The sequence below is a fragment of the Lysinibacillus sp. GW823-FHT02G10 genome (assembly GCF_058797135.1).
Genome location: NZ_JBXAJI010000002.1, coordinates 44,512 through 64,154 on the forward strand (window position 1 = coordinate 44,512; position 19,643 = coordinate 64,154).

19 protein-coding genes and 1 riboswitch are annotated in these 19,643 nt (G+C 38.1%); of the genes, 3 read left to right on the forward strand and 16 right to left on the reverse strand.

From position 1 onward, the window contains the following. Positions 1-9 precede the first annotated feature (9 nt). The 3 genes from floA to rpsU all read right to left on the reverse strand — a co-directional run bounded on the left by floA (position 10) and on the right by rpsU (position 2,832). Positions 10-1,014: a flotillin-like protein FloA gene (gene floA, locus AC1RFD_RS10140; protein ID WP_016994103.1), complete on the reverse strand. Its 1,005-nt coding sequence runs from the start codon at positions 1,012-1,014 to the stop codon at positions 10-12. A 3-nt stretch (positions 1,015-1,017) separates the two neighbouring features. Continuing rightward, on the reverse strand, positions 1,018-2,346 hold the full coding sequence (locus tag AC1RFD_RS10145) for an NfeD family protein (RefSeq protein WP_259948112.1): 1,329 nt from the start codon (positions 2,344-2,346) through the stop codon (positions 1,018-1,020). 312 nt (positions 2,347-2,658) lie between these two features. Then, positions 2,659-2,832, reverse strand: a complete 174-nt coding sequence (rpsU, locus tag AC1RFD_RS10150) for a 30S ribosomal protein S21 (RefSeq protein ID WP_004227078.1) — start codon at positions 2,830-2,832, stop codon at positions 2,659-2,661. Between the two features lie 252 nt (positions 2,833-3,084). Then, a riboswitch (cyclic di-AMP (ydaO/yuaA leader) is annotated at positions 3,085-3,226 on the forward strand. Between the two features lie 116 nt (positions 3,227-3,342). Between rpsU and AC1RFD_RS10155 the strand changes: the two genes are divergently transcribed. Together AC1RFD_RS10155 and AC1RFD_RS10160 are read left to right on the forward strand one after the other, a co-directional pair. Continuing rightward, positions 3,343-4,680 (forward strand): TrkH family potassium uptake protein, encoded by a 1,338-nt coding sequence (locus tag AC1RFD_RS10155; RefSeq protein WP_048392187.1) that lies wholly within the window; start codon positions 3,343-3,345, stop codon positions 4,678-4,680. 25 nt (positions 4,681-4,705) lie between these two features. After that, complete coding sequence (locus tag AC1RFD_RS10160) at positions 4,706-5,362, forward strand: potassium channel family protein (RefSeq protein WP_004227067.1); 657 nt, start codon at positions 4,706-4,708, stop codon at positions 5,360-5,362. A gap of 51 nt (positions 5,363-5,413) precedes the next feature. On the opposite strand, the gene AC1RFD_RS10165 is transcribed toward AC1RFD_RS10160, so the two are convergent. The 4 genes from AC1RFD_RS10165 to deoC all read right to left on the reverse strand — a co-directional run bounded on the left by AC1RFD_RS10165 (position 5,414) and on the right by deoC (position 7,298). Next, a complete protein-coding gene (locus tag AC1RFD_RS10165) occupies positions 5,414-5,983 on the reverse strand; it encodes a manganese catalase family protein (protein WP_004227065.1) in 570 nt (189 codons plus the stop codon). Positions 5,984-6,007: 24 nt separating this feature from the next. Beyond that, the gene (locus tag AC1RFD_RS10170; protein ID WP_016994107.1) at positions 6,008-6,271 is read right to left on the reverse strand and encodes a spore coat protein CotJB; all 264 of its coding nucleotides are present in this window, start codon (positions 6,269-6,271) and stop codon (positions 6,008-6,010) included. Next, positions 6,264-6,491, reverse strand: coding sequence for a spore coat associated protein CotJA (locus AC1RFD_RS10175; protein ID WP_004227061.1), 228 nt, complete (start codon positions 6,489-6,491; stop codon positions 6,264-6,266). The genes AC1RFD_RS10170 and AC1RFD_RS10175 overlap by 8 nt, the downstream gene beginning before the upstream one ends. A 135-nt stretch (positions 6,492-6,626) precedes the next feature. Further along, complete coding sequence (deoC, locus tag AC1RFD_RS10180) at positions 6,627-7,298, reverse strand: deoxyribose-phosphate aldolase (RefSeq protein ID WP_048392186.1); 672 nt, start codon at positions 7,296-7,298, stop codon at positions 6,627-6,629. Positions 7,299-7,611: 313 nt separating this feature from the next. On the opposite strand from deoC, the gene mtaB reads away from it, so the two are divergent. Next, positions 7,612-8,961: a tRNA (N(6)-L-threonylcarbamoyladenosine(37)-C(2))-methylthiotransferase MtaB gene (gene mtaB / locus AC1RFD_RS10185; protein ID WP_048392185.1), complete on the forward strand. Its 1,350-nt coding sequence runs from the start codon at positions 7,612-7,614 to the stop codon at positions 8,959-8,961. A 216-nt stretch (positions 8,962-9,177) separates the two neighbouring features. Here mtaB and AC1RFD_RS10190 read toward each other — a convergent pair whose 3' ends face one another. The 9 genes from AC1RFD_RS10190 to hrcA all read right to left on the reverse strand — a co-directional run bounded on the left by AC1RFD_RS10190 (position 9,178) and on the right by hrcA (position 19,606). After that, a complete protein-coding gene (locus tag AC1RFD_RS10190) occupies positions 9,178-9,945 on the reverse strand; it encodes a CsxC family protein (protein WP_054550096.1) in 768 nt (255 codons plus the stop codon). Between the two features lie 125 nt (positions 9,946-10,070). Further along, positions 10,071-11,546 (reverse strand): BC_2427 family protein, encoded by a 1,476-nt coding sequence (locus AC1RFD_RS10195; RefSeq protein WP_054550095.1) that lies wholly within the window; start codon positions 11,544-11,546, stop codon positions 10,071-10,073. Positions 11,547-11,856: 310 nt separating this feature from the next. Next, the gene (locus tag AC1RFD_RS10200) at positions 11,857-12,657 is read right to left on the reverse strand and encodes a CsxC family protein (RefSeq protein ID WP_048392182.1); all 801 of its coding nucleotides are present in this window, start codon (positions 12,655-12,657) and stop codon (positions 11,857-11,859) included. A gap of 279 nt (positions 12,658-12,936) precedes the next feature. Continuing rightward, positions 12,937-13,674: a 16S rRNA (uracil(1498)-N(3))-methyltransferase gene (locus tag AC1RFD_RS10205; RefSeq protein ID WP_054550094.1), complete on the reverse strand. Its 738-nt coding sequence runs from the start codon at positions 13,672-13,674 to the stop codon at positions 12,937-12,939. 81 nt (positions 13,675-13,755) lie between these two features. After that, complete coding sequence (gene prmA / locus AC1RFD_RS10210; RefSeq protein WP_004227050.1) at positions 13,756-14,697, reverse strand: 50S ribosomal protein L11 methyltransferase; 942 nt, start codon at positions 14,695-14,697, stop codon at positions 13,756-13,758. A gap of 21 nt (positions 14,698-14,718) precedes the next feature. Continuing rightward, positions 14,719-15,837, reverse strand: a complete 1,119-nt coding sequence (dnaJ, locus tag AC1RFD_RS10215) for a molecular chaperone DnaJ (RefSeq protein ID WP_016995416.1) — start codon at positions 15,835-15,837, stop codon at positions 14,719-14,721. A gap of 233 nt (positions 15,838-16,070) precedes the next feature. Then, positions 16,071-17,912, reverse strand: a complete 1,842-nt coding sequence (gene dnaK, locus AC1RFD_RS10220) for a molecular chaperone DnaK (RefSeq protein WP_048392179.1) — start codon at positions 17,910-17,912, stop codon at positions 16,071-16,073. Between the two features lie 75 nt (positions 17,913-17,987). Beyond that, complete coding sequence (gene grpE / locus AC1RFD_RS10225; RefSeq protein ID WP_054550093.1) at positions 17,988-18,560, reverse strand: nucleotide exchange factor GrpE; 573 nt, start codon at positions 18,558-18,560, stop codon at positions 17,988-17,990. A 17-nt stretch (positions 18,561-18,577) separates the two neighbouring features. Then, entirely contained in the window at positions 18,578-19,606 is a 1,029-nt protein-coding gene (gene hrcA, locus AC1RFD_RS10230) for a heat-inducible transcriptional repressor HrcA (protein ID WP_004227036.1), read from the reverse strand. Between the last annotated feature and the right edge of the window lie 37 nt (positions 19,607-19,643).

Below are 19,643 nucleotides of genomic sequence, written 5' to 3' on the forward strand. Positions count from 1 at the left end.
TTTCCGTTATTAAGCATTGGGTTCATTTTTTTCAGGTTTATCATTGCTTACTTTTGAGATAGAGTCGCGCATCGCTGTATCTGCTTGGATATTGCGATAGTTCATATAATCCATAATGCCAAGATTACCAGAACGTAAGGCTTCAGCCATCGCTTGTGGTACTTCCGCTTCTGCTTCTACTACTTTTGCCTTCATCTCTTGAACACGTGCAATCATTTCTTGCTCGTTTGCTACAGCCATTGCACGACGTTCCTCAGCTTTTGCTTGCGCAATGTTTTTATCAGCTTGTGCTTGTTCAATTTGTAATTCAGCCCCGATGTTTTTACCGATATCTACATCCGCAATATCAATGGATAAGATTTCAAAGGCTGTTCCTGAATCCAAACCTTTAGATAAAACCGTTTGAGAAATCATATCTGGATTTTCTAATACTTCTGTATGACTAGTAGCCGAACCAATTGTAGAAACGATCCCTTCCCCTACACGGGCAATAACTGTTTCTTCACCAGCACCACCGACTAAACGCTCGATGTTGGCACGCACGGTAATACGAGCCTTTGCTTTTACCTCAATCCCGTTCATTGCTACACCTGAAATGAAAGGTGTTTCAATAACTTTTGGATTAACAGACATTTGAACAGCTTCTAATACATCACGCCCAGCTAAATCGATTGCTGCACAACGTTCAAATGACAGCTCAATATTGGCACGGTGAGCCGCAATTAAGGCATTCACTACACGGTCAACATTACCACCTGCTAAATAGTGACTCTCTAACTGATTAATCGTTACAGGTAAACCTGCTTTATGTGCTTTAATCAACGGATTAACAATTCGAGAAGGGATTACACGACGCAATCGCATCCCAATTAATGTAAAAATACTCACACGTACACCTGCTGCTAATGCAGAAATCCACAATGCAACGGGTACAAAGGTAAAGAATACCGCAAGCACAATGAATAAAATAACTAGTCCAGCAATAGGACCAATCAAAGCTAAATCAAAACCCATTTTCTATTCCTCCATCTCTTTATCTGTTTGTCTCACAACAATGCGTGAGCCTTCAACTTTAATAATTTCTACATGTTGATTGGCATCGATATAGCCACCTTCTGATACAATATCAATGCGTTCACTACCAAGTACCATTGTTCCAGATGGACGAAGTGGTGTAAGCGTTTTCCCAATTTTTCCTAACAGTTCTGTGCGATTCACATTGGATACATACCCTTCTTCTGTCGTAGTTGCATCCATTAACACAAGCCTGTTTAAAACATGCAGTTTTTTTCCGAAAAATTTCATCAGAATCACCATTCCTATCATCGCTATCACAAGCGCAATGAGAATTGCTACTATCATTTGCATCATATTTGCACCTGCCAGTATCAGACTTAGTACTATTAAGACACCGCCTAAAATACCAACAATTCCACCGGGGACAAAAAACTCTGCAATTAAAAGGGCTAAGCCAACAATAAATAACAATAATGTTTCATATCCCGCAAAGCCGGCCACCATATGTCCAAAGAAAAATAAACCAAGTGCTGATAAGCCCATTATACCTGGAACACCAAATCCTGGCGAATAAAGCTCCATCACAAGTCCTAAGCTAGCGATAGACAATAGAATAGGTACAATGATGGGATTTGTAATAAAACGAGCTAACTTTTCAGAAAAGGTTGGTTCAATGGGAACAACATCACTACCATTCAAGTTGGTTACTTCTAAAAGCTCCTGAAAATCGTTAACCGTCCCTTCAGAATATTTAACCTTTGCTGCCTCTGAGGCTGATAGGGTTAACAAATTCTTTCCGCCAGCACGGTATTCTGGTAGTTCATAGTTGGTATCTGCCATTGCTAATGCATACTTAGGGTCGCGCCCTGACGTTTCTGCTGCTGCTTTCATTTGAGCAAGCCAAGCGCTATTGGCCTTTAGGTCGGCTGCATTACCTGCTGAATCGATAACTGCCGCTGCACCGATTGTTCCATTTGGAACCATGTAGATCTCATCCGCATGTAAGGCTAAAAACGCTCCTGCTGAGTGCGCATCCTTATTAATATAAGCAATCGTTTTTATTTGCGTTGCATCCATAAGCATGGCGATATCGCTTGCTGCATTCACAAAACCGCCAGGCGTATGTATTTCTAAGATAATCGCCTCTGCATTGTTTTCTTCAGCCTCTTTAAAAGCTCGTTCTAAAAATGCATGAAGTCCTCGCTCTACTTCATTATGAATCGGAACATGATAAACCTTATTACTGGCAAAAGCCGAAGTTAATGGAAACGCTAACAAAAAAGTCATCCATATCACTAGTAAATAGCTGAGGATTCTCCGTTTTCGCATCTTTTTCCCTCCCTTCTAACATGCCTCTCCTCTGTATATACGGTCAATCATGCGAAAAGTTTCACAAATCTTAAAAAATTTATTAATTATTTATCATTCGATCTAATGCCAATTACTAACACTTAGTATGTGCAAAAAAGCCGAATGAATCAAAGTGATTTCATTCGGCTTTTTCATATGTACGTAAAGTTGAGCAATGTAAAATACCTGAAATTAATCAAAAATGTGATTAATTTCAGGTATAACTTTGTCTGCTCAGTGAATCATACAATTGCGTGTTATGAACGTAGGGATTTTTAATGGGAAATTAAATTACCACTTACGTTTACGTGCAGCTTCTGATTTCTTTTTACGTTTTACGCTAGGTTTTTCGTAGAACTCGCGCTTTCTAACTTCTTGAATTGTACCACTTTTTGATACAGTACGTTTGAAGCGGCGAAGAGCATCTTCAAGCGATTCGTTTTTGCGAACGACAGTTTTTGACATCTCTCTTTCCCTCCCTCCGAACACACGTCAATACACAATTAGGCAAATCACCTTCTGTTGTGTACTAAAAAATTATATCGTATTGTCTAATAATGGTCAATAGAAAGTATGCGAAATTATCAAGTGAATTTTTGGTTTTATTTTTGCTCGAATTATTCACACACAATTCGCCCACAATAAAAATAATTACATTTTCTTAACAATTAAGGGGTTTACAAAAAATAGAATAAAGGCGTAGAATAATCACATTCAATTTCATATCGGCCAAATCTCAACTATTTGAGAACGGAGGAACCAATCTTTTGGGGTTAATTCTGCTTTAGCAGAAGGGATGAGAAAGCTCTTTCGCCATCCTACCCGTCAGCTAACTTCGTCGGCTAAAGCGAAGGAGGTCGTTATTGACCACCATTATTAGCATGCTTTCTACCCTTTTCATGCTCTAATCGTAGGTCTTTTTATTATGCCATCTAACAAACAGTTGTTTACTATTCAGAATTGAGGAAATATTAAATGAACAATTTTAAAAGAGCATTAAATCCTCCCAAAGTTCTTGTATTGGGCTTTGCCCTTATCATTGCCATAGGTACGTTTCTTTTAACAATGCCATTTTCTACTGAGGATGGGAAGGGTTTGCCCTTTTTAGATGCTTTATTCACTGCTACATCAGCTACTTGTGTCACAGGTTTAATTGTAGTTGATACAGGTGATACCTTCTCTATTTTTGGCGAAGTGGTCCTTTTATTCTTAATCCAAATTGGCGGTTTAGGATTTATGACATTTGCCACATTATTATTTTTACTGCTTGGAAAGAAAATTTCATTAAAAGAAAGACTGCTGCTTAAAGAAGCATTTAATAATATCTCCATTGCTGGTCTTGTTCGATTAGTGAAAAGAATATTACTCTTTACAGCATGTATTGAAATAATCGGTGGTCTAATTCTATCGATTCGTTTTTCTTTTGATATGCCTATTGGAAAGGCCCTTTATTTTGGATTTTTTCATGCCATATCCAACTTCAACAACGCGGGCTTCGATTTAATGGGTGGCTTTAACGGAATGACTGCCTATGTTGATGACCCCTTTGTTGTTTTCACCATCTGTGCTCTTATTACAATCGGTGGATTAGGCTTTATTGTGATGAATGAATTGTATGAATATCGTGTAACTAAAAGGCTTTCTGTCCATTCAAAAATAGTCTTAGTAACGACACTTTTGCTCACTGTTAGCGGAACCATTTTGATATTTTTGTTTGAGTATGGCAACCAAAAAACTCTTGGACCATTATCCGAATGGGGTAAAGTATTAGGTTCCCTTTACCAAGCGGTTACACCACGAACTGCTGGCTCCAATACACTGGCTATTGGGGACTTAACGCATTCTACATTATTTTTAATGATTCTTTTCATGTTTATTGGGGCAGGCTCTGGGTCGACTGCTGGAGGTATTAAAATCACAACCTTTGCTGTTTTAGTAGCTACTATGTGGTCACAAATTCGAGGAAAAGAAGATGTCGTTCTCTTTAAACGTAGAATTGTTACTGAAACTATCTTAAAGGCTTTGACGGTTACAATGTGTGGAGGATTAATTGTTGTAGTCGTGACGATTATTCTCAGTATCACGGAACAGCATCATAGCTTTATGATGTACTTATTTGAGGCTACCTCTGCGTTTGGTACTGTTGGTCTTTCGATGGGCCTAACTCCAGAGCTAACACCTGCTGGTCGTCTTCTTCTGATTATTACAATGTTCGCAGGAAGAGTAGGACCATTAACCATTGCTTTTGCCATTGCAAAACGAAGAAAAAAAGAGAGTTTCCGCCACCCAAAAGGAAATATTATGATTGGATAACCAAATGAGAGGAAGACAGAACGCTATGACCATTAAACAATACGCTGTGATTGGCTTAGGTAGATTCGGAACAAGCGTCGCTCGCAGATTGCATGAAGCTGGACAGGAAATATTAGGAATTGATATAAATGAAGAAAGAGTAGAGGATGCCGAACCCTATGTGACTCACGCTGTGGTTGCAGATACAACAGAAGAAAAAGCCTTAAAATCGATTGGTATTGGTAACTTCGATTGTGTTATCGTAGCGATCGGTAATGATATGCAATCTAGTATTTTAACCGTCTCTTTATTAAAAGAGCTAGGGATCAAAAAAGTGATCGCAAAGGCACTTGGTAAAAGACATGGACAAGTGTTAGATAAAGTAGGAGCTGATTGGATTATTTACCCAGAAAGAGATATGGGTGAACGTGTAGCTAATCAACTCCTATCCCCAAATATGTTGAATTATATCGAATTATCAAAGGAATACAGCATTGAAGAAATTATGATTCCTTCCAAAATGGCTGGACAAAACCTTCGGGATTTAGACTTGCGCGCAAAATATAACGTCAGTGTAATTGCGATTGTGCGCGAAGGTGAAATTATTATCTCCCCTTCTCCTGAGCAAATTATTGAAAAGGAAGATTTATTAGTAATGATTGGTCATCGAAAAGATCTTAGCTTATTCTCAAATATTCAGTAACCGCAAAAAGGCTGTGTCAAGTTCACCTTGATACAGCCTGCCATTTTTGTCTTAGAAAACTTTCTTTTGATCTCTATCATCTTTTAAAATTTCAACAGCCTCTCTAAAGCGCTGGGAATGAACAATTTCCCGTTCACGTAAAAACTTCAAGCTATCATTTAAATCCGTGTCATCTGATAAGTCAATAATCCATTGATATGTGGCACGTGCCTTTTCTTCGGCTGCTATATCCTCATACAAATCCGCGATAGGGTCACCCTTTGCTTGAATATAGGTTGCTGTGAATGGTACCCCCGAGGCGTTTTGATAAAATAGAGCCCGATCGTGATTTACATAATGATCACCCAATCCAGCTTCTTTCAGCATTTCTGGTGTTGCATCTTTTGTTAGCTTATAAATCATCGTGGCAATCATTTCTAAATGTGAAAATTCCTCTGTTGCTATATCGGTCAATAACCCTACTACTTTGTCAGGAATCGTATAGCGCTGATTCATATAGCGTAGAGCTGCTGCCAGTTCCCCATCCGCTCCTCCATATTGTTCAATTAAAAACTTTGCAAGCATTGGGTTACATGTACTAACTTTTACCGGATACTGGAGTTTCTTTTCATAATACCACAAAGATTTTTCCTCCTAGTCTTTTGTTTAGACTTGCCATGGCCATGGTGTATCAATCCAGTTAAAAGGATAATTCGAATAGCTTCTCCCAAAATTCATGAGTGGTCCATATTTTTGCTCAAAATCAATTTTAAGTTTCATACTTTTCTCTGTATTTTCATTAAATTGCTGAATGGCGTCATAATCGTGTGGATGAGTGTCTAAATAGAGGTTTAATTCAACAATGACGAAATCAATTGCTTGTATTTCTTCTAATTGCTTATAAAATTCGGGCGGCATCTTTTTAGTCATGCTTCCTCCCTCCTTTTAGGGGAAATGGGTATGGGCTAAACAACTGTGGCCATAGTGTTCCTGCCATTAGCGCTTCTCTGGCGGTTGGAAATTGTGGAAGTCCAGGTGGTTGAAAACCCATATATAGTTGTGGGGGTGTTGCATAATACTTAACTTCTATAGGCTTACAAGGATCAAAGGGGCTAATATAGGGCCTCCAAGACTTATACTGTGTAAACATGACATCCTCCTTTCTGTATTTACATTCATCAGTGGAGTATATGTGTATAGAAAATTATTATGCTGATTAAACACAAAGAAGCCATAAGCTCATGTCAATGTACACATGAGCTTATGGCTCTATAAAAAGATAATATTAATAGTTGGAGTCTGCAATTAAACCATTCATAATAGCTACACCAGAGCTAGCCCCAATACGAGTCGCACCTGCTTCTACCATTTTTTTCATGTCCTCTAAGCTACGAACACCACCTGATGCTTTTACACCAAGTTCTGGACCTACAGTTTTACGCATAAGCGCGATATCCTCTGCTGTTGCTCCACCAGTAGAAAAACCTGTAGATGTTTTCACATAGTCAGCACCCGCTGCTACAGCTAACTCACATGCCTTCACTTTTTCTTCGTCTGTTAGTAAGCATGATTCAATAATGACTTTTACAAGTGCGCTATCTTTAGCTGCTTCTACCACTGCTGCGATATCTGCTTGTACAAGGTCATAGTTTTTATCTTTTAACGCACCGATATTAATAACCATATCTACTTCTTTTGCACCGTTAGCAATGGCGTCTTTTGCTTCAAATGCTTTGACTGCTGGTGTATTGGCACCAAGTGGGAAGCCGATAACCGTACAAACTAACACGTCTGTACCCTGTAATAATTCACTGCTTCGCTTTACCCAAGTTGGATTTACACAAACAGAAGCAAAGTTAAATTGTTTAGCTTCAGCACATAATTTTTCAATTTGTTCTTTTGTTGCCTCAGCCTTTAATAATGTATGATCAATCATACGTGCAAAATTTTTTTCCATTGTTAAACGCTCCTTCATTAAACAAGATGTACGTACCTCTTCGAATCATATCATTTTTTCGCGATGGCGTCTAATTTCTTTCTATATAATGAACACCCAAATATAAACATTCCAGAACGAGTCATGTTTATCTGAAGTCCTCAAAAGATTATATAGAAAGTGATAACTTAATTATTTCACAAAAAAATCTTATATGTACTGATTTTATAAGGATTATGTTATCATAAATCACGTATCTAAAATATGTACAACGAAAAACTTATTAAATGTTTGGAAACACAAGGTAATGTGAATTGAAAGGATGATATATATCATGAGTAACGAGCGATCAAAAATCGTGAGTTTTCATACTCTAGGTTGTAAAGTAAATCATTACGAAACAGAAGCAATTTGGCAGCTGTTTAAAGAAGAAGGCTATGATCGAACAGAATTTGATCAACAAGCAGACGTTTACGTCATTAATACATGCACAGTTACGAATACTGGAGATAAAAAATCACGTCAGGTTATTCGTCGAGCAATTCGCCAAAATCCGGATGCAGTTATTTGTGTAACAGGATGCTATGCACAAACATCCCCTGCAGAAATTATGGCAATCCCTGGTGTTGATATTGTTGTTGGAACACAAGATCGTACGAAATTACTTGGTTATATTGAACAATATCGTGCGGAACGACAACCGATTAATGCTGTACGTAATATTATGAAAAACCGAGTATACGAAGAATTAGATGTACCAGCATTTACAGACCGTACACGTGCTTCGTTAAAAATCCAAGAAGGCTGTAACAATTTCTGTACATTTTGTATTATTCCATGGGCACGTGGTTTAATGCGTTCTCGTGACCCACAAGAGGTATTACATCAAGCACAGCAATTAGTAGATGCTGGTTATCTTGAAATTGTCTTAACTGGTATTCATACAGGTGGCTATGGTCAGGATTTAAAAGATTATAATCTTGCTCAATTACTACGTGATTTAGAGGCCAATGTAACAGGCTTAAAGCGTCTTCGTATTTCATCTATTGAGGCTAGTCAATTAACAGATGAAGTAATTGAAGTACTACGTGAATCAAAGATTGTCGTGAATCATTTACACATCCCTATTCAATCTGGTTCTGATACGGTATTAAAACGTATGCGTCGTAAATATACAATGGAGTTCTTCGGTGAACGTTTAACAAAATTACATGAGGCTTTACCTGATTTAGCTGTTACTTCTGATGTAATCGTTGGTTTTCCAGGTGAGACAGAGGAAGAGTTTATGGACACATATAACTTTATTCGCGATCATAAATTTTCTGAGCTACACGTTTTCCCATTCTCTCCTCGTACAGGAACCCCTGCTGCACGTATGGAAGATCAAATTGATGAAGACATTAAAAATGAGCGTGTGCATCGACTAATCTCTTTAAACGATCAGCTAGCAAAAGAGTATGCTTCTCGTTTTGAAGATCAAGTGCTAGAAGTTATCCCTGAAGAATTTGTGCATGATGACAGTGAAGAAGAAGGCCTTCTAACAGGCTATACAGACAATTACTTAAAAGTAGTTTTTGAGGGTCCAGAAAGTCTAATCGGACAACTTGTAAAAGTAAAAATTACACAAGCAGGCTACCCTCACTCAAAAGGACAATTTGTACGCGTTTTAGAAACAGTGAAATAAATAGTGAAAAAAGGGTTGCCAATTTTATATGGCAACCCTTTTTCCTTTTAATGAAGCTAATCATTCACTTGTATTTGATTTTTCATAATATTGATAAATGCTTTTAAAGATTGACAGCTCCTATAAGAAAATTAGTAGTACAAACAAAATATCCATCTGTACTACCAGCTTTCTTAATATATTATAATATTCTACTGTCCTCTAAACTAGCATTTATCAAGGACTAGGAGGAGGTGTAAGTCCTAAAAGAACAGGCGTTATTACGCTACTGCCAGCACCAAGGCGGATTTGTTGCACTTGCAATACTTTTACAGTAAGTTCTAAGACAATTTTTTCACGTAATGTGCTGAATGTCCCTTCAGGAGCCGCCATAATCGGTGAAAAATCAAGTTCAAAGAAGTTGGCAGCTACTAATTCACCAAATGGTTGTTCATTGTATTTAACAAGATTTTGGAAGAAAGCCTTATCTAATCGAGCATCCATTTGTGTTCTTTCGTTAAGGAAGTTCGCTTCAGCAAACTCGGAAATGCCTAAGATTGGTGTTGCGCCTCCAGGTGTTTGTGGGAAAATAAGATCTGTAAAACCAGAAAACGGAACGTCAGCAATTCTATCTCGAAGTGCCCCATTACATGCTGATGAAGCATATTCAATATTTTTCCGAATATGTCCTGCTACAAATAATTTAGCTCTTGTTACTCTAAAGAAATCAGTGCCACCAATACGTGCAAAGCTAACTGGTACAAGTTTCACTTGATTTAGGAAGACATTCTTTTTCACTCGTTTGATTTCTGTAGCAGCAGGGCTAAGTGTAATATCCGACTCAACAACGATTTGCAGTGTTGGTTCTGCCAATACAACTGGAACTTTGATAGTTGGCGTTGTAACTGGTGTAGTGACTACTGGTGTAATCTCATTCGTTAATGGAATTTGTTCAGTTGATGTTACAGGACAAGGTTGAAATTGGCTTTCTAATTGATCGCTCAAAAAATTCCCTCATTTCATTTTTTTAGTATTAGAGAGCTCTCCTATCGCTAGAATATGTAGCATTTAAATCTATACATGGACGTATATATTAGTTTTATTTTTTATTTGAATTAAGGGATAAATTTCTATAACCCTCCATTACCTTGCCAGTCAAACAGTACTTTAATTTTTTGTACTTGTAACATTTGGATAATTAATTCTAATACTATATTTTGACACAATCGATTGGGATGAATGGCTGACTTATTTTGCGTATTAGATACCCTATACTCAATATTATGCTGTATGTAGCCTTCTATAAATAAATTCCCCTTTAATACAGTTCTTGTTCCATTTCCCAATGACTGGGATCTATGAATAGGTACAAATCTACAATCGGATAGTACTACCTCATTTGTGATCTCTTTAACCTCTTCAATTCCTTTATCAAAAGCAATTTTTTCCTCCATACATATTTCTATTTTGTATTCCCCTAGCACAACAGGAACTCGTATATGTATAAAAGGCTCAGAGGAGTTAATTTCTCCTTTTTTAATTGCTTGTGAGTTATGTAAGGGAACTACTACTGATTTAAACGGATGCTGCTCACTACCATTTTTTTTATTAGTATCAGTTCTCATTAAAGAAATCATTTGATTAATGTTGGAGCTAACCAAACGACAATCTGGTTGTTCAGGGTAAATCGAAATCGTTTGGAGTAGCTTCGTCTGAAGTTGGGGAGATAGGTTATCATTTAAATCAAGAAAATCAAATATTGTATTTTGAACATTTTCACCATAAATAGGAGCATGAAGAAAATCGTTAATTTCTACATAAGTAGAAAAGGGACTTTTTTGGATAATGGTGCATACTTCTCCTTGTAAAGACTTTGCAATCTCTTTATTACGATTTGGAGGATTGTTTTTCTCCTTTTCTGCTATATCATCCAAATGCATATTATTTTCAGCCTCTGACAGAGCTCTATTGAAAGATTTTGGATTATTGTCTGATTGGGCTGTTGAATTTTGTTCTTCAAGGGAGTTCTCATCACTATCTAGTAGATGGTCAATTTCTACCTTTGTTGGACTGGGTACACTTTGATTGCATGCTATCTGGTCTAAAGTTAATTCCTCTACATGGTTCTCATCCATATGTCGGAAATTTTCTTCGTTCTCCTTAACATTCGCTTCTATAGGTATGGACGCTAATTGCTCTAATAAGGTCACTTTTGTGTGACTATCATCGATATCTAGAGGATGTTCGTTTTCTTGCTCAACATTTGTTTCTTTAGATATAGGTAGATCTTCATTAGATGCTAATAGCTCTGCTAAGCTAGCATCCTCCCTGAAGTTCTCAAAATTTGGGTGATGTTCGTTTTCTTCCTCAATAATCGGCTCCATAGGTTCGGGGAGCTCTTCATTAGAGATTATATGGTCTGTTAAAGTTGATTCCTCTGTAATTGGTTTATCTTCTATTTCATCAAGCAGATTATTATTTCCATTAAAAGTCTGTTCAAATGGAGATTCGTCATCTATTTTAGTTTGATACCTCCACTCAGTGTATTTATTTTGTTTAGAGGATATTTTTTTCATCTCTCTAAAATTAATCCATGGAGTTGCCATTCATTCACTCCCAAATAATGATTTGACAAAAAAAGCATAACAATCAATTTTTAATCCATTAGCTAATTCTTCTGATGCGATTATGTTAGGACAATTGAAAATCTACAATACTAATTACAATCCATATTATGCAATATTTTTACTTTTGTCACAGTCCCACTATGAGATACAATTGGAAGGCGCATGTCCTTATCTTGCCAAAAAAAAGCAGTTAAAAGTTCGAGTAAAAGTGAACTTTCAACTGCCCAACAACATATTTGATTTTATATCAGTATTATTGTTACCATTTTTACTCCACTACATAAAAAAATTAACAAGGCTCAGTAGGCGGAATCATATCAGGAACAATTGGTGTTGCTGGTGGAGTAAGCCCTGGTAGAACAGGTGTTACTACACTACTTCCAGCGCCCAAACGGATTTGTTGTACTTGCAATACTTTTACAGTAAGTTCTAATACAATTTTTTCACGTAATGTGCTGAATGCTTCTTCAGGAGCTGCCATAATCGGTGAAAAATCAAGTTCAAAGAAATTGGCTGCTACTAATTCACCAAATGGTTGTTCATTGTATTTAACGAGATTTTGGAAGAAAGCCTTATCTAATCGAGCATCCATTTGTGTTCTTTCGTTAAGGAAGTTCGCTTCGGCAAACTCAGAAATGCCTAAAATTGGTGTAGCGCCTCCTGCTGTTTGCGGAAATATAAGATCTGTAAAACCTGAAAACGGAACATCAGCAATTCTATCCTGAAGGGCCCCATTACATGCTGATGAAGCATATTCGATATTTTTCCGAATATGTCCTGCTACAAATAATTTAGCTCGTGTTACTCTAAAGAAATCAGTGTTAGCAATACGTGCAAAGCTAACTGGTACCAATTTCACTTGATTTAGAAAGACATTCTTTTTCACTCGTTTAATCTCTGTCGCTGCAGGACTAAGTGTAATATCGGACTCGACAACGATTTGCAGTGTTGGTTCTGCCAGTACAACTGGAATTTTAATAGTTGGCGTCGTAAGTGGTGTAGTAACTAGTGGTGTAATCTCATTCGTTAAGGGTATTTGTTCAGTTGATGTTACTGGACAAGGTTGAATCTGATTAAATTGTTCACTCAAAAAATTCCCTCATTTCAATATAGTATTAGTGAGCTCTCCTATCGCTAGAGTATGTCGCAATTAAATCTATGTATGGACATTGAACTTGTTCTTTTACATATTTTATTTGGAATGTTTGAGGTTGTGATTTTCCCGGTTGATCTTACACAATGGGCTAAAACTCCATTTAAGCAGGGATTTAACGCAGACCCCCTTCAAATATGATTTACGTAAAAAAACCACTTAATAATATTAAGTGGCTTTCTCTAAGTTATGTTGATAATAAATTATACATAGCTGTTATTCAAATTCATAGGATATGGCAGACAGTGCGTATAATGGCGCTGTTTCTGCTCGTAAAATTCTCGGTCCTAATGACATCGTTTGAGCGCCTGCTTGTAATAGCGCTTCTGATTCTTGACGAGAAATGCCCCCCTCAGGACCAAAGATAATAAGTATTGATTTCGACTTCATATCATACACGTTTTTTAGCTTCTCCGCAAACCTTGTGCGCTTTTCAGCCTTTGCATCCTCTTCATCAGCAATAAAAACGGCATCGAAATGATCTATTTGTTGTACTAGCTGTTTAAATGATATAGGTTCAAAAACTGTTGGAATATGCGTACGGTGAGCTTGTTCCGCAGCTTCCTTAGCAATTTTCTGTAATCTTTCTTGCTTTTTTGCTCCTTTTTTCTTGTCCCATTTCACAATGGAGCGCTCAGCTTCAAAGGGTAATAAAGCAAACATTCCTAGCTCTGTGGCTTTTTGGGTAATAAGCTCCAGCTTATCACCCTTCGGTAAACCACATGCTACTGTTACTTGAATGGGTAACTCTGGGGAAGGGATTGTTTGTCCAGTCGCTTCAATGACAACCTCATCCCCTTCAAATCCTTCAATTGTGCATATATACGCAGTGTTTTGTGCAACAACTACAATGTTGTCGCCTTGCTTCATACGCATCACTCGTTCAATATGCCGTGCATCTTCTCCACTAATACGTGCATTTTCGATAGCTGTCTCAATAAAATAACGTTGCATGCCACACAGTCCTTTCTAGCAAGAAAGGAAAACGCCAAATCACAAGCACACGGCTCACGATTTGGCGCTTCCTCAGTCATGTTATAGTGGACGACGGGCAATAATGGCTACCCAATCTTCCATTAATAATACTTCTTCAATCACAAAGCCTGAAGCTTCTAGTGCTACTTTCACATCATCTCGTTTTGCACCGATGATGCCCGAAGTGACATATAATCCACCTGGTTTTACAATTGTATACGCGTCATCTGTGAAGGACATGATGATTTCAGCCAAAATATTAGCGACTACTACATCTGCTGGTTCTTTTACAGTATCCAATAAGTTACCATGGAACACTGCCACCTTATCTTCCACTTTATTTAATGCTACATTTTCTCGCGCTGAACGTACAGCTACCTCATCTAAATCAAGCGCATGCACACTTTTGGCACCAAGTAATGCTGCACCAATAGACAATACACCCGATCCTGTACCGATATCAACAACTGTATCCCCTTCTTTAATGACCTTTTCAAGTCCTTGTAAACACATTACCGTTGTTGGGTGGGTACCTGTACCAAATGCCATACCAGGGTCTAATTCAATAATTAGTTCATCTGTTGAAACAGGTGTGTATTCCTCCCATGTCGGTACGATAGTAAAGCGTTCAGAAATCTTAACAGGATGGTAGTATTGCTTCCAGGCCGTTGCCCAATCTTCTTCATTGACTTCCACAATGGATACCACATTTTCACCGATATCAATGTTAAAGTTCGTTAAATTTGTGATAGCTGCTTTTATTTCTTCGACTGTTTCATTTAAAAAACTAGACTCTGATAAATAAGCTTTAACAATCACGCCATCTTTCGGAAAATCATCTTCATTTAGCGCATAAATTTCACCATATTGATCTTCACGTGGCTTCGCAAACTCTGCAGAATCTTCGATGACAACACCACTTGCACCTGCTTCATGCAAAATATTCGAAATTGCTTCTACCGCATCATTTTTTGTATGAATGGATAATTCTGACCACTTCACGTAGCTCTTCAGCTCCTCTAATTATTCACCTTGGAATTTTTTCTTAATTTTATCGAATAGTGAACTACCTTGTTCTTCAGGGATATCGCCACTAATTTCTGCAAATTCTCGTAGTAATTGTTTTTGTCTTTCCGTTAATTTTTCAGGTGTCATAACTTTTACTGTCACATATTGATTACCCATACCATAACCATGAACATTTTTAACACCTTTATCTTTTAGACGGAATTGAGCACCTGACTGTGTTCCAGCTGGAATACGTAATTTTACTTTCCCATGGACTGTTGGTACTTCAATTTCATCCCCAAGTGCTGCTTGAGGGAATGTTAATTTCAACTCGAAGTAAATATCGTCTCCATCTCGTTCAAAATCCTTGTGACCTTGAACGCGGAACATAATATATAAATCCCCTGCAGGTCCACCGTTTATACCTGGTTCACCTTGACCAGATACACGAATTTGTTGTCCATCATCCACACCTGCTGGAATCGTCACTTTAATTTTCTTACGTTTTTGGACTTTTCCTTCTCCACGACAAGTCGTACATTTCTCTTTAATAATTTTACCTGTTCCATGACATGTTGAGCATGTACGACGATTCATCATACGACCAAATGGTGTATCCACTGCTTGATTGATTTGACCTGCACCTTTACATGTCGAACATGTTTCTGGTTGCGTGCCTGGTTTTGCTCCTGAACCGTGACATGTTTCACACGTTTCATCTTTCGGGATTTCTATTTCTGTTTCTTTTCCAAAAATTGCTTCCTCAAATTGGATGTTCATACGATATTGCAGATCATCCCCTTTACGTGGAGCATTTGGATCTTGACGGCGACCACCTCCGCCAAAGAATGAACTGAAAATATCCTCGAAGCCGCCAAAGCCGCCCCCTCCAAAGCCACCACCAAAACCAGCATTCGGATCCTCATGACCAAATTGGTCGTAGCGTGCTTTTTTCTGGTCGTCACTTAATACTTCATATGCTTCAGCGATTTCTTTGAATTTTTCATCTGCACCTGGCTCTTTATTAAGGTCAGGGTGATATTGTTTTGATAATTTACGGTATGCTTTTTTAATCTCATCTTTTGTAGCCGATTTTGTTAAACCAAGCACCTCGTAATAATCGCGTTTCTCCATGATTCACACTCCGCTCTGTTTGCATAAAATCTATTGTAACATGCAGTTGAAAAAACTGCCTCATTTTTTCGATTAAAGGTTCTATAAGTTCCAAAAATGAAGATACTCACTTCCTAGCAGCTAACGTATGCAACTATCCCATAAATGGTGCATTTACGTGAAGTGACCTCACATCATGACAAAAGCCAAAGCCGCAAGCGGTCTTTGGCTTTTTCACTTTACTGTGTTACTTCTTATTTATCATCTTTTACTTCTTCGAATTCAGCGTCTACAACACCGTCATCTTTTTTACCAGCGCCAGTGTCTGCACCTGCATCGCCGCCTTGAGCTGCTTGAGCAGCTGCTGCCGCTTGTTCGTAAACTTTCATCACTAGTGGCTGTAATACGCCTTCTAGTTTTTCTTTAGCTGCTTTAATACCTTCTAATTCACCAGCTTCAAGCGCTTTTTTCAATTCGTCACGAGCATCTTCCACAGATTTTTTCTCGTCTTCTGTAATTTGCTCACCAAGGTCAGCAATTGTTTTATCCACTTGGAATACTAATTGGTCTGCTTCGTTACGAAGATCTGCTTCTTCTTTACGTTTAGCATCTGCTTCAGCATTAGCTTCAGCGTCTTTTACCATGCGTTCAATTTCTTCCTCTGATAAACCAGAATCAGATTGAATCACAATTGTTTGCTCTTTGTTCGTACCAAGATCTTTTGCTTTTACAGATACGATACCGTTTTTATCAATATCGAATGTTACTTCGATTTGAGGTACACCACGAGGTGCTGGTGGAATATCTGCTAATTGGAAGCGACCTAATGTTTTATTGTCAGCTGCCATTGAACGCTCACCTTGTAGAACATGAATATCTACTGCTGGTTGGTTATCAGCTGCTGTAGAGAAAACTTGAGATTTTGAAGTAGGAATAGTTGTGTTACGGTCGATTAATTTTGTGAACACGCCACCCATTGTTTCAATACCAAGTGAAAGAGGTGTTACGTCAAGTAATACAACGTCTTTCACATCACCTGTTAATACGCCACCTTGTACTGCAGCACCCATTGCAACAACTTCGTCAGGGTTAACACCACGGTGAGGCTCTTTCCCTGTTTCTTTACGTACCGCTTCTTGTACTGCTGGAATACGTGTAGAACCACCCACTAAAATAACTTGGTCAATTTCAGAAGTTGACAAACCTGCATCAGATAATGCTTGACGCACTGGTCCTACTGTACGGTTTACTAATGGTAAAGTAATTTCGTCAAATTTCGCACGCGTTAAAGAAATTTCTAAGTGTAATGGACCTGCTTCTCCAGCTGTAATGAATGGTAGAGAGATTTGAGTTGATGTTACACCAGATAAATCTTTTTTCGCTTTTTCAGCAGCATCTTTTAATCGTTGCATCGCCATTTTATCTTTTGATAAGTCAATGCCATTTTCTTTTTTGAATTCAGCTACTAGATATTCGATAATTGCGTCATCGAAATCATCTCCACCTAGTTTGTTATCACCAGCTGTAGCTAGTACTTCAAAGACACCGTCACCTAACTCAAGGATAGACACGTCAAACGTACCGCCTCCAAGGTCAAATACTAATACTTTTTGATCTTGATCTTGTTTATCTAATCCATAAGCAAGAGCTGCAGCAGTTGGTTCGTTGATGATACGCTCTACTTCTAGACCTGCGATTTTACCAGCATCTTTAGTTGCTTGACGCTGTGCATCGTTAAAGTAAGCAGGAACTGTAATAACTGCTTTTGTCACTTTTTCCCCTAAGTAGTCTTCAGCATAGCCTTTTAAATATTGAAGAATCATTGCAGATACTTCTTGTGGCGTGTAGTCTTTATCTTCTACTGTTACTTTTTCAGCCGTACCCATTTTTGATTTAATAGAAATGATTGTGTTAGGATTTGTTACTGATTGACGTTTCGCCACTTCACCAACTTGACGTTCACCATTTTTAAAGGCAACAACAGATGGCGTTGTACGGTTTCCTTCTGGGTTTGGAATTACTTTTGGTTCTCCACCTTCAAGTACAGAAACGCAAGAGTTTGTTGTTCCTAAGTCAATACCAATAATTTTGCTCATTAAAATTTCCTCCTATTATGTCAACGCAAGGGATGCGTTTTCTAACTAATTTTAATTGACTAAATAGTGCAAAGACTATTCGTTCACAGATACCATTGTTGGGCGTAATACACGATCCTTTAAGATATACCCTTTTTGTAGTTCGCGTAAGACGATACCCGTTTCTTTTTCACTATCTTGTTCTTGCATAACAGCTTGGTGAATCGTTGGATCAAATTGCTCACCTTCAGCTTTAATCACTTGCAAACCTTCTTTTTCTGTTGCTTCAATTAAAGAGCGATACACCATTTCAATTCCTTTAATGATCGATGCAGTCTCTTCAGAAGTTGTCTCTACTTGTAAAGCACGTTCAAAATTATCAAGGACTGGTAATAGATCAGATAGTAAGCTTTGGGCGCGATACTTTTCAGCTGCCTCACGGTCTAACTGATTACGACGACGCATATTATCGAAGTCAGCACGTAAACGTAGGTGACGATTTTCTTCGTCAGCCAGCTTTGCTTGTAGTTCAGCCAGCTTAGCCTCATACTGTTCTTCAATTGATAACTCTACTTCTTCCAGAACTTCTGTTTGCTCTACTTCCTCAGTTGTCGTTTCAGCTTGTACATCTTCTTGTACTAAATCTTTGTTTTCCGTTGTTTCCGTCACTTGAATCCTCCTCATTATCATTCACTACGATTCTTCATAAAGGCTTGTGTTAAATCCAAGCGCATTACGTCTAATAAAGCCACAACACGCTTATAATCCATACGTGTAGGGCCAATAATAGCAATGGCTCCCTGTTGATCATCACCAATAGAATAGGTAGTGGTAATGACACTGCAATTTTCCATTTCTAGTTGTTTATTTTCTGAGCCTATCCGAATATGAATACCTGATTCATTCGGATGGAAAAGTGACTGCACTTGGCTAGTCGTCTCCATTAAGTCCAAAATCATTCGGACTTTATTTAAGTCATGGAATTCTGGTTGGTTGAACATATTCGTTTTCCCACCATAGAAAATTTTACTTTCTGAATTATGCATTGTTGCTGTGATAAGTGCGCGAATAAAATCATCCGCTGATCGAACATGTTGCTGTAACACTGCTAGCACTTCAGCCTCAAGGCTTTTATGGAGATCTTCTAATGAAACTCCAATAAGGCGATCATTTAAGATATTTACCATTTTCTCTAAATCAGAAGCGGTAAAGTCAGGTGGTAGATTGAACATGCGGTTTTCTACATGCCCATTATTCGTCACGATAATCGCTACTGCTGTGTCGCTAGAAAGAGGGACAATTGAAAACCGTTTAACACGATGCCTTTGGACATCAGGTCCTAAAAGTATGGAAGTATACGATGTCAGCTCTGATAAAATGTTGGCTGACTTTCGGATAATATGCTCTACTTCTACTAGTCGATCATTAAAAATTGATTGAATTTGTTGAATGTCCTTGGAATTGATACCTTGAGGACTCAACAAATGATCTACATAAAATCTGTAACCCTTTTCCGAAGGCACTCGACCAGAGGAGGTATGCGTTTTTTCTAAAAAGCCTAATTCCTCTAAATCCGCCATTTCGTTTCGAATAGTGGCTGGACTAAATGTAATCCCTTGTTTTTTGGAGATTTGGCGAGAACCTACCGGCTGCGCAGACACAATAAAGTCGTCTACAATGACTTGCAATATCTGTAACTGCCGATTTGTTAGCATGATTATCACCTCTGTTAGCACTCAACTAAGAGGAGTG

Excerpts from the sequence above, each read along its gene's own strand:
- floA (WP_016994103.1), bottom strand. The coding sequence starts at position 1,014 with ATGGGTTTTGATTTAGCTTTGATTGGTCCTATTGCTGGACTAGTTATT.
- AC1RFD_RS10145 (WP_259948112.1), bottom strand. The coding sequence starts at position 2,346 with ATGCGAAAACGGAGAATCCTCAGCTATTTACTAGTGATATGGATGACT.
- rpsU (WP_004227078.1), bottom strand. The coding sequence starts at position 2,832 with ATGTCAAAAACTGTCGTTCGCAAAAACGAATCGCTTGAAGATGCTCTT.
- AC1RFD_RS10155 (WP_048392187.1), top strand. The coding sequence starts at position 3,343 with ATGAACAATTTTAAAAGAGCATTAAATCCTCCCAAAGTTCTTGTATTG.
- AC1RFD_RS10160 (WP_004227067.1), top strand. The coding sequence starts at position 4,706 with ATGACCATTAAACAATACGCTGTGATTGGCTTAGGTAGATTCGGAACA.
- AC1RFD_RS10170 (WP_016994107.1), bottom strand. The coding sequence starts at position 6,271 with ATGACTAAAAAGATGCCGCCCGAATTTTATAAGCAATTAGAAGAAATA.
- AC1RFD_RS10175 (WP_004227061.1), bottom strand. The coding sequence starts at position 6,491 with ATGTTTACACAGTATAAGTCTTGGAGGCCCTATATTAGCCCCTTTGAT.
- deoC (WP_048392186.1), bottom strand. The coding sequence starts at position 7,298 with ATGGAAAAAAATTTTGCACGTATGATTGATCATACATTATTAAAGGCT.
- mtaB (WP_048392185.1), top strand. The coding sequence starts at position 7,612 with ATGAGTAACGAGCGATCAAAAATCGTGAGTTTTCATACTCTAGGTTGT.
- AC1RFD_RS10195 (WP_054550095.1), bottom strand. The coding sequence starts at position 11,546 with ATGGCAACTCCATGGATTAATTTTAGAGAGATGAAAAAAATATCCTCT.
- AC1RFD_RS10205 (WP_054550094.1), bottom strand. The coding sequence starts at position 13,674 with ATGCAACGTTATTTTATTGAGACAGCTATCGAAAATGCACGTATTAGT.
- dnaJ (WP_016995416.1), bottom strand. The coding sequence starts at position 15,837 with ATGGAGAAACGCGATTATTACGAGGTGCTTGGTTTAACAAAATCGGCT.
- dnaK (WP_048392179.1), bottom strand. The coding sequence starts at position 17,912 with ATGAGCAAAATTATTGGTATTGACTTAGGAACAACAAACTCTTGCGTT.
- hrcA (WP_004227036.1), bottom strand. The coding sequence starts at position 19,606 with ATGCTAACAAATCGGCAGTTACAGATATTGCAAGTCATTGTAGACGAC.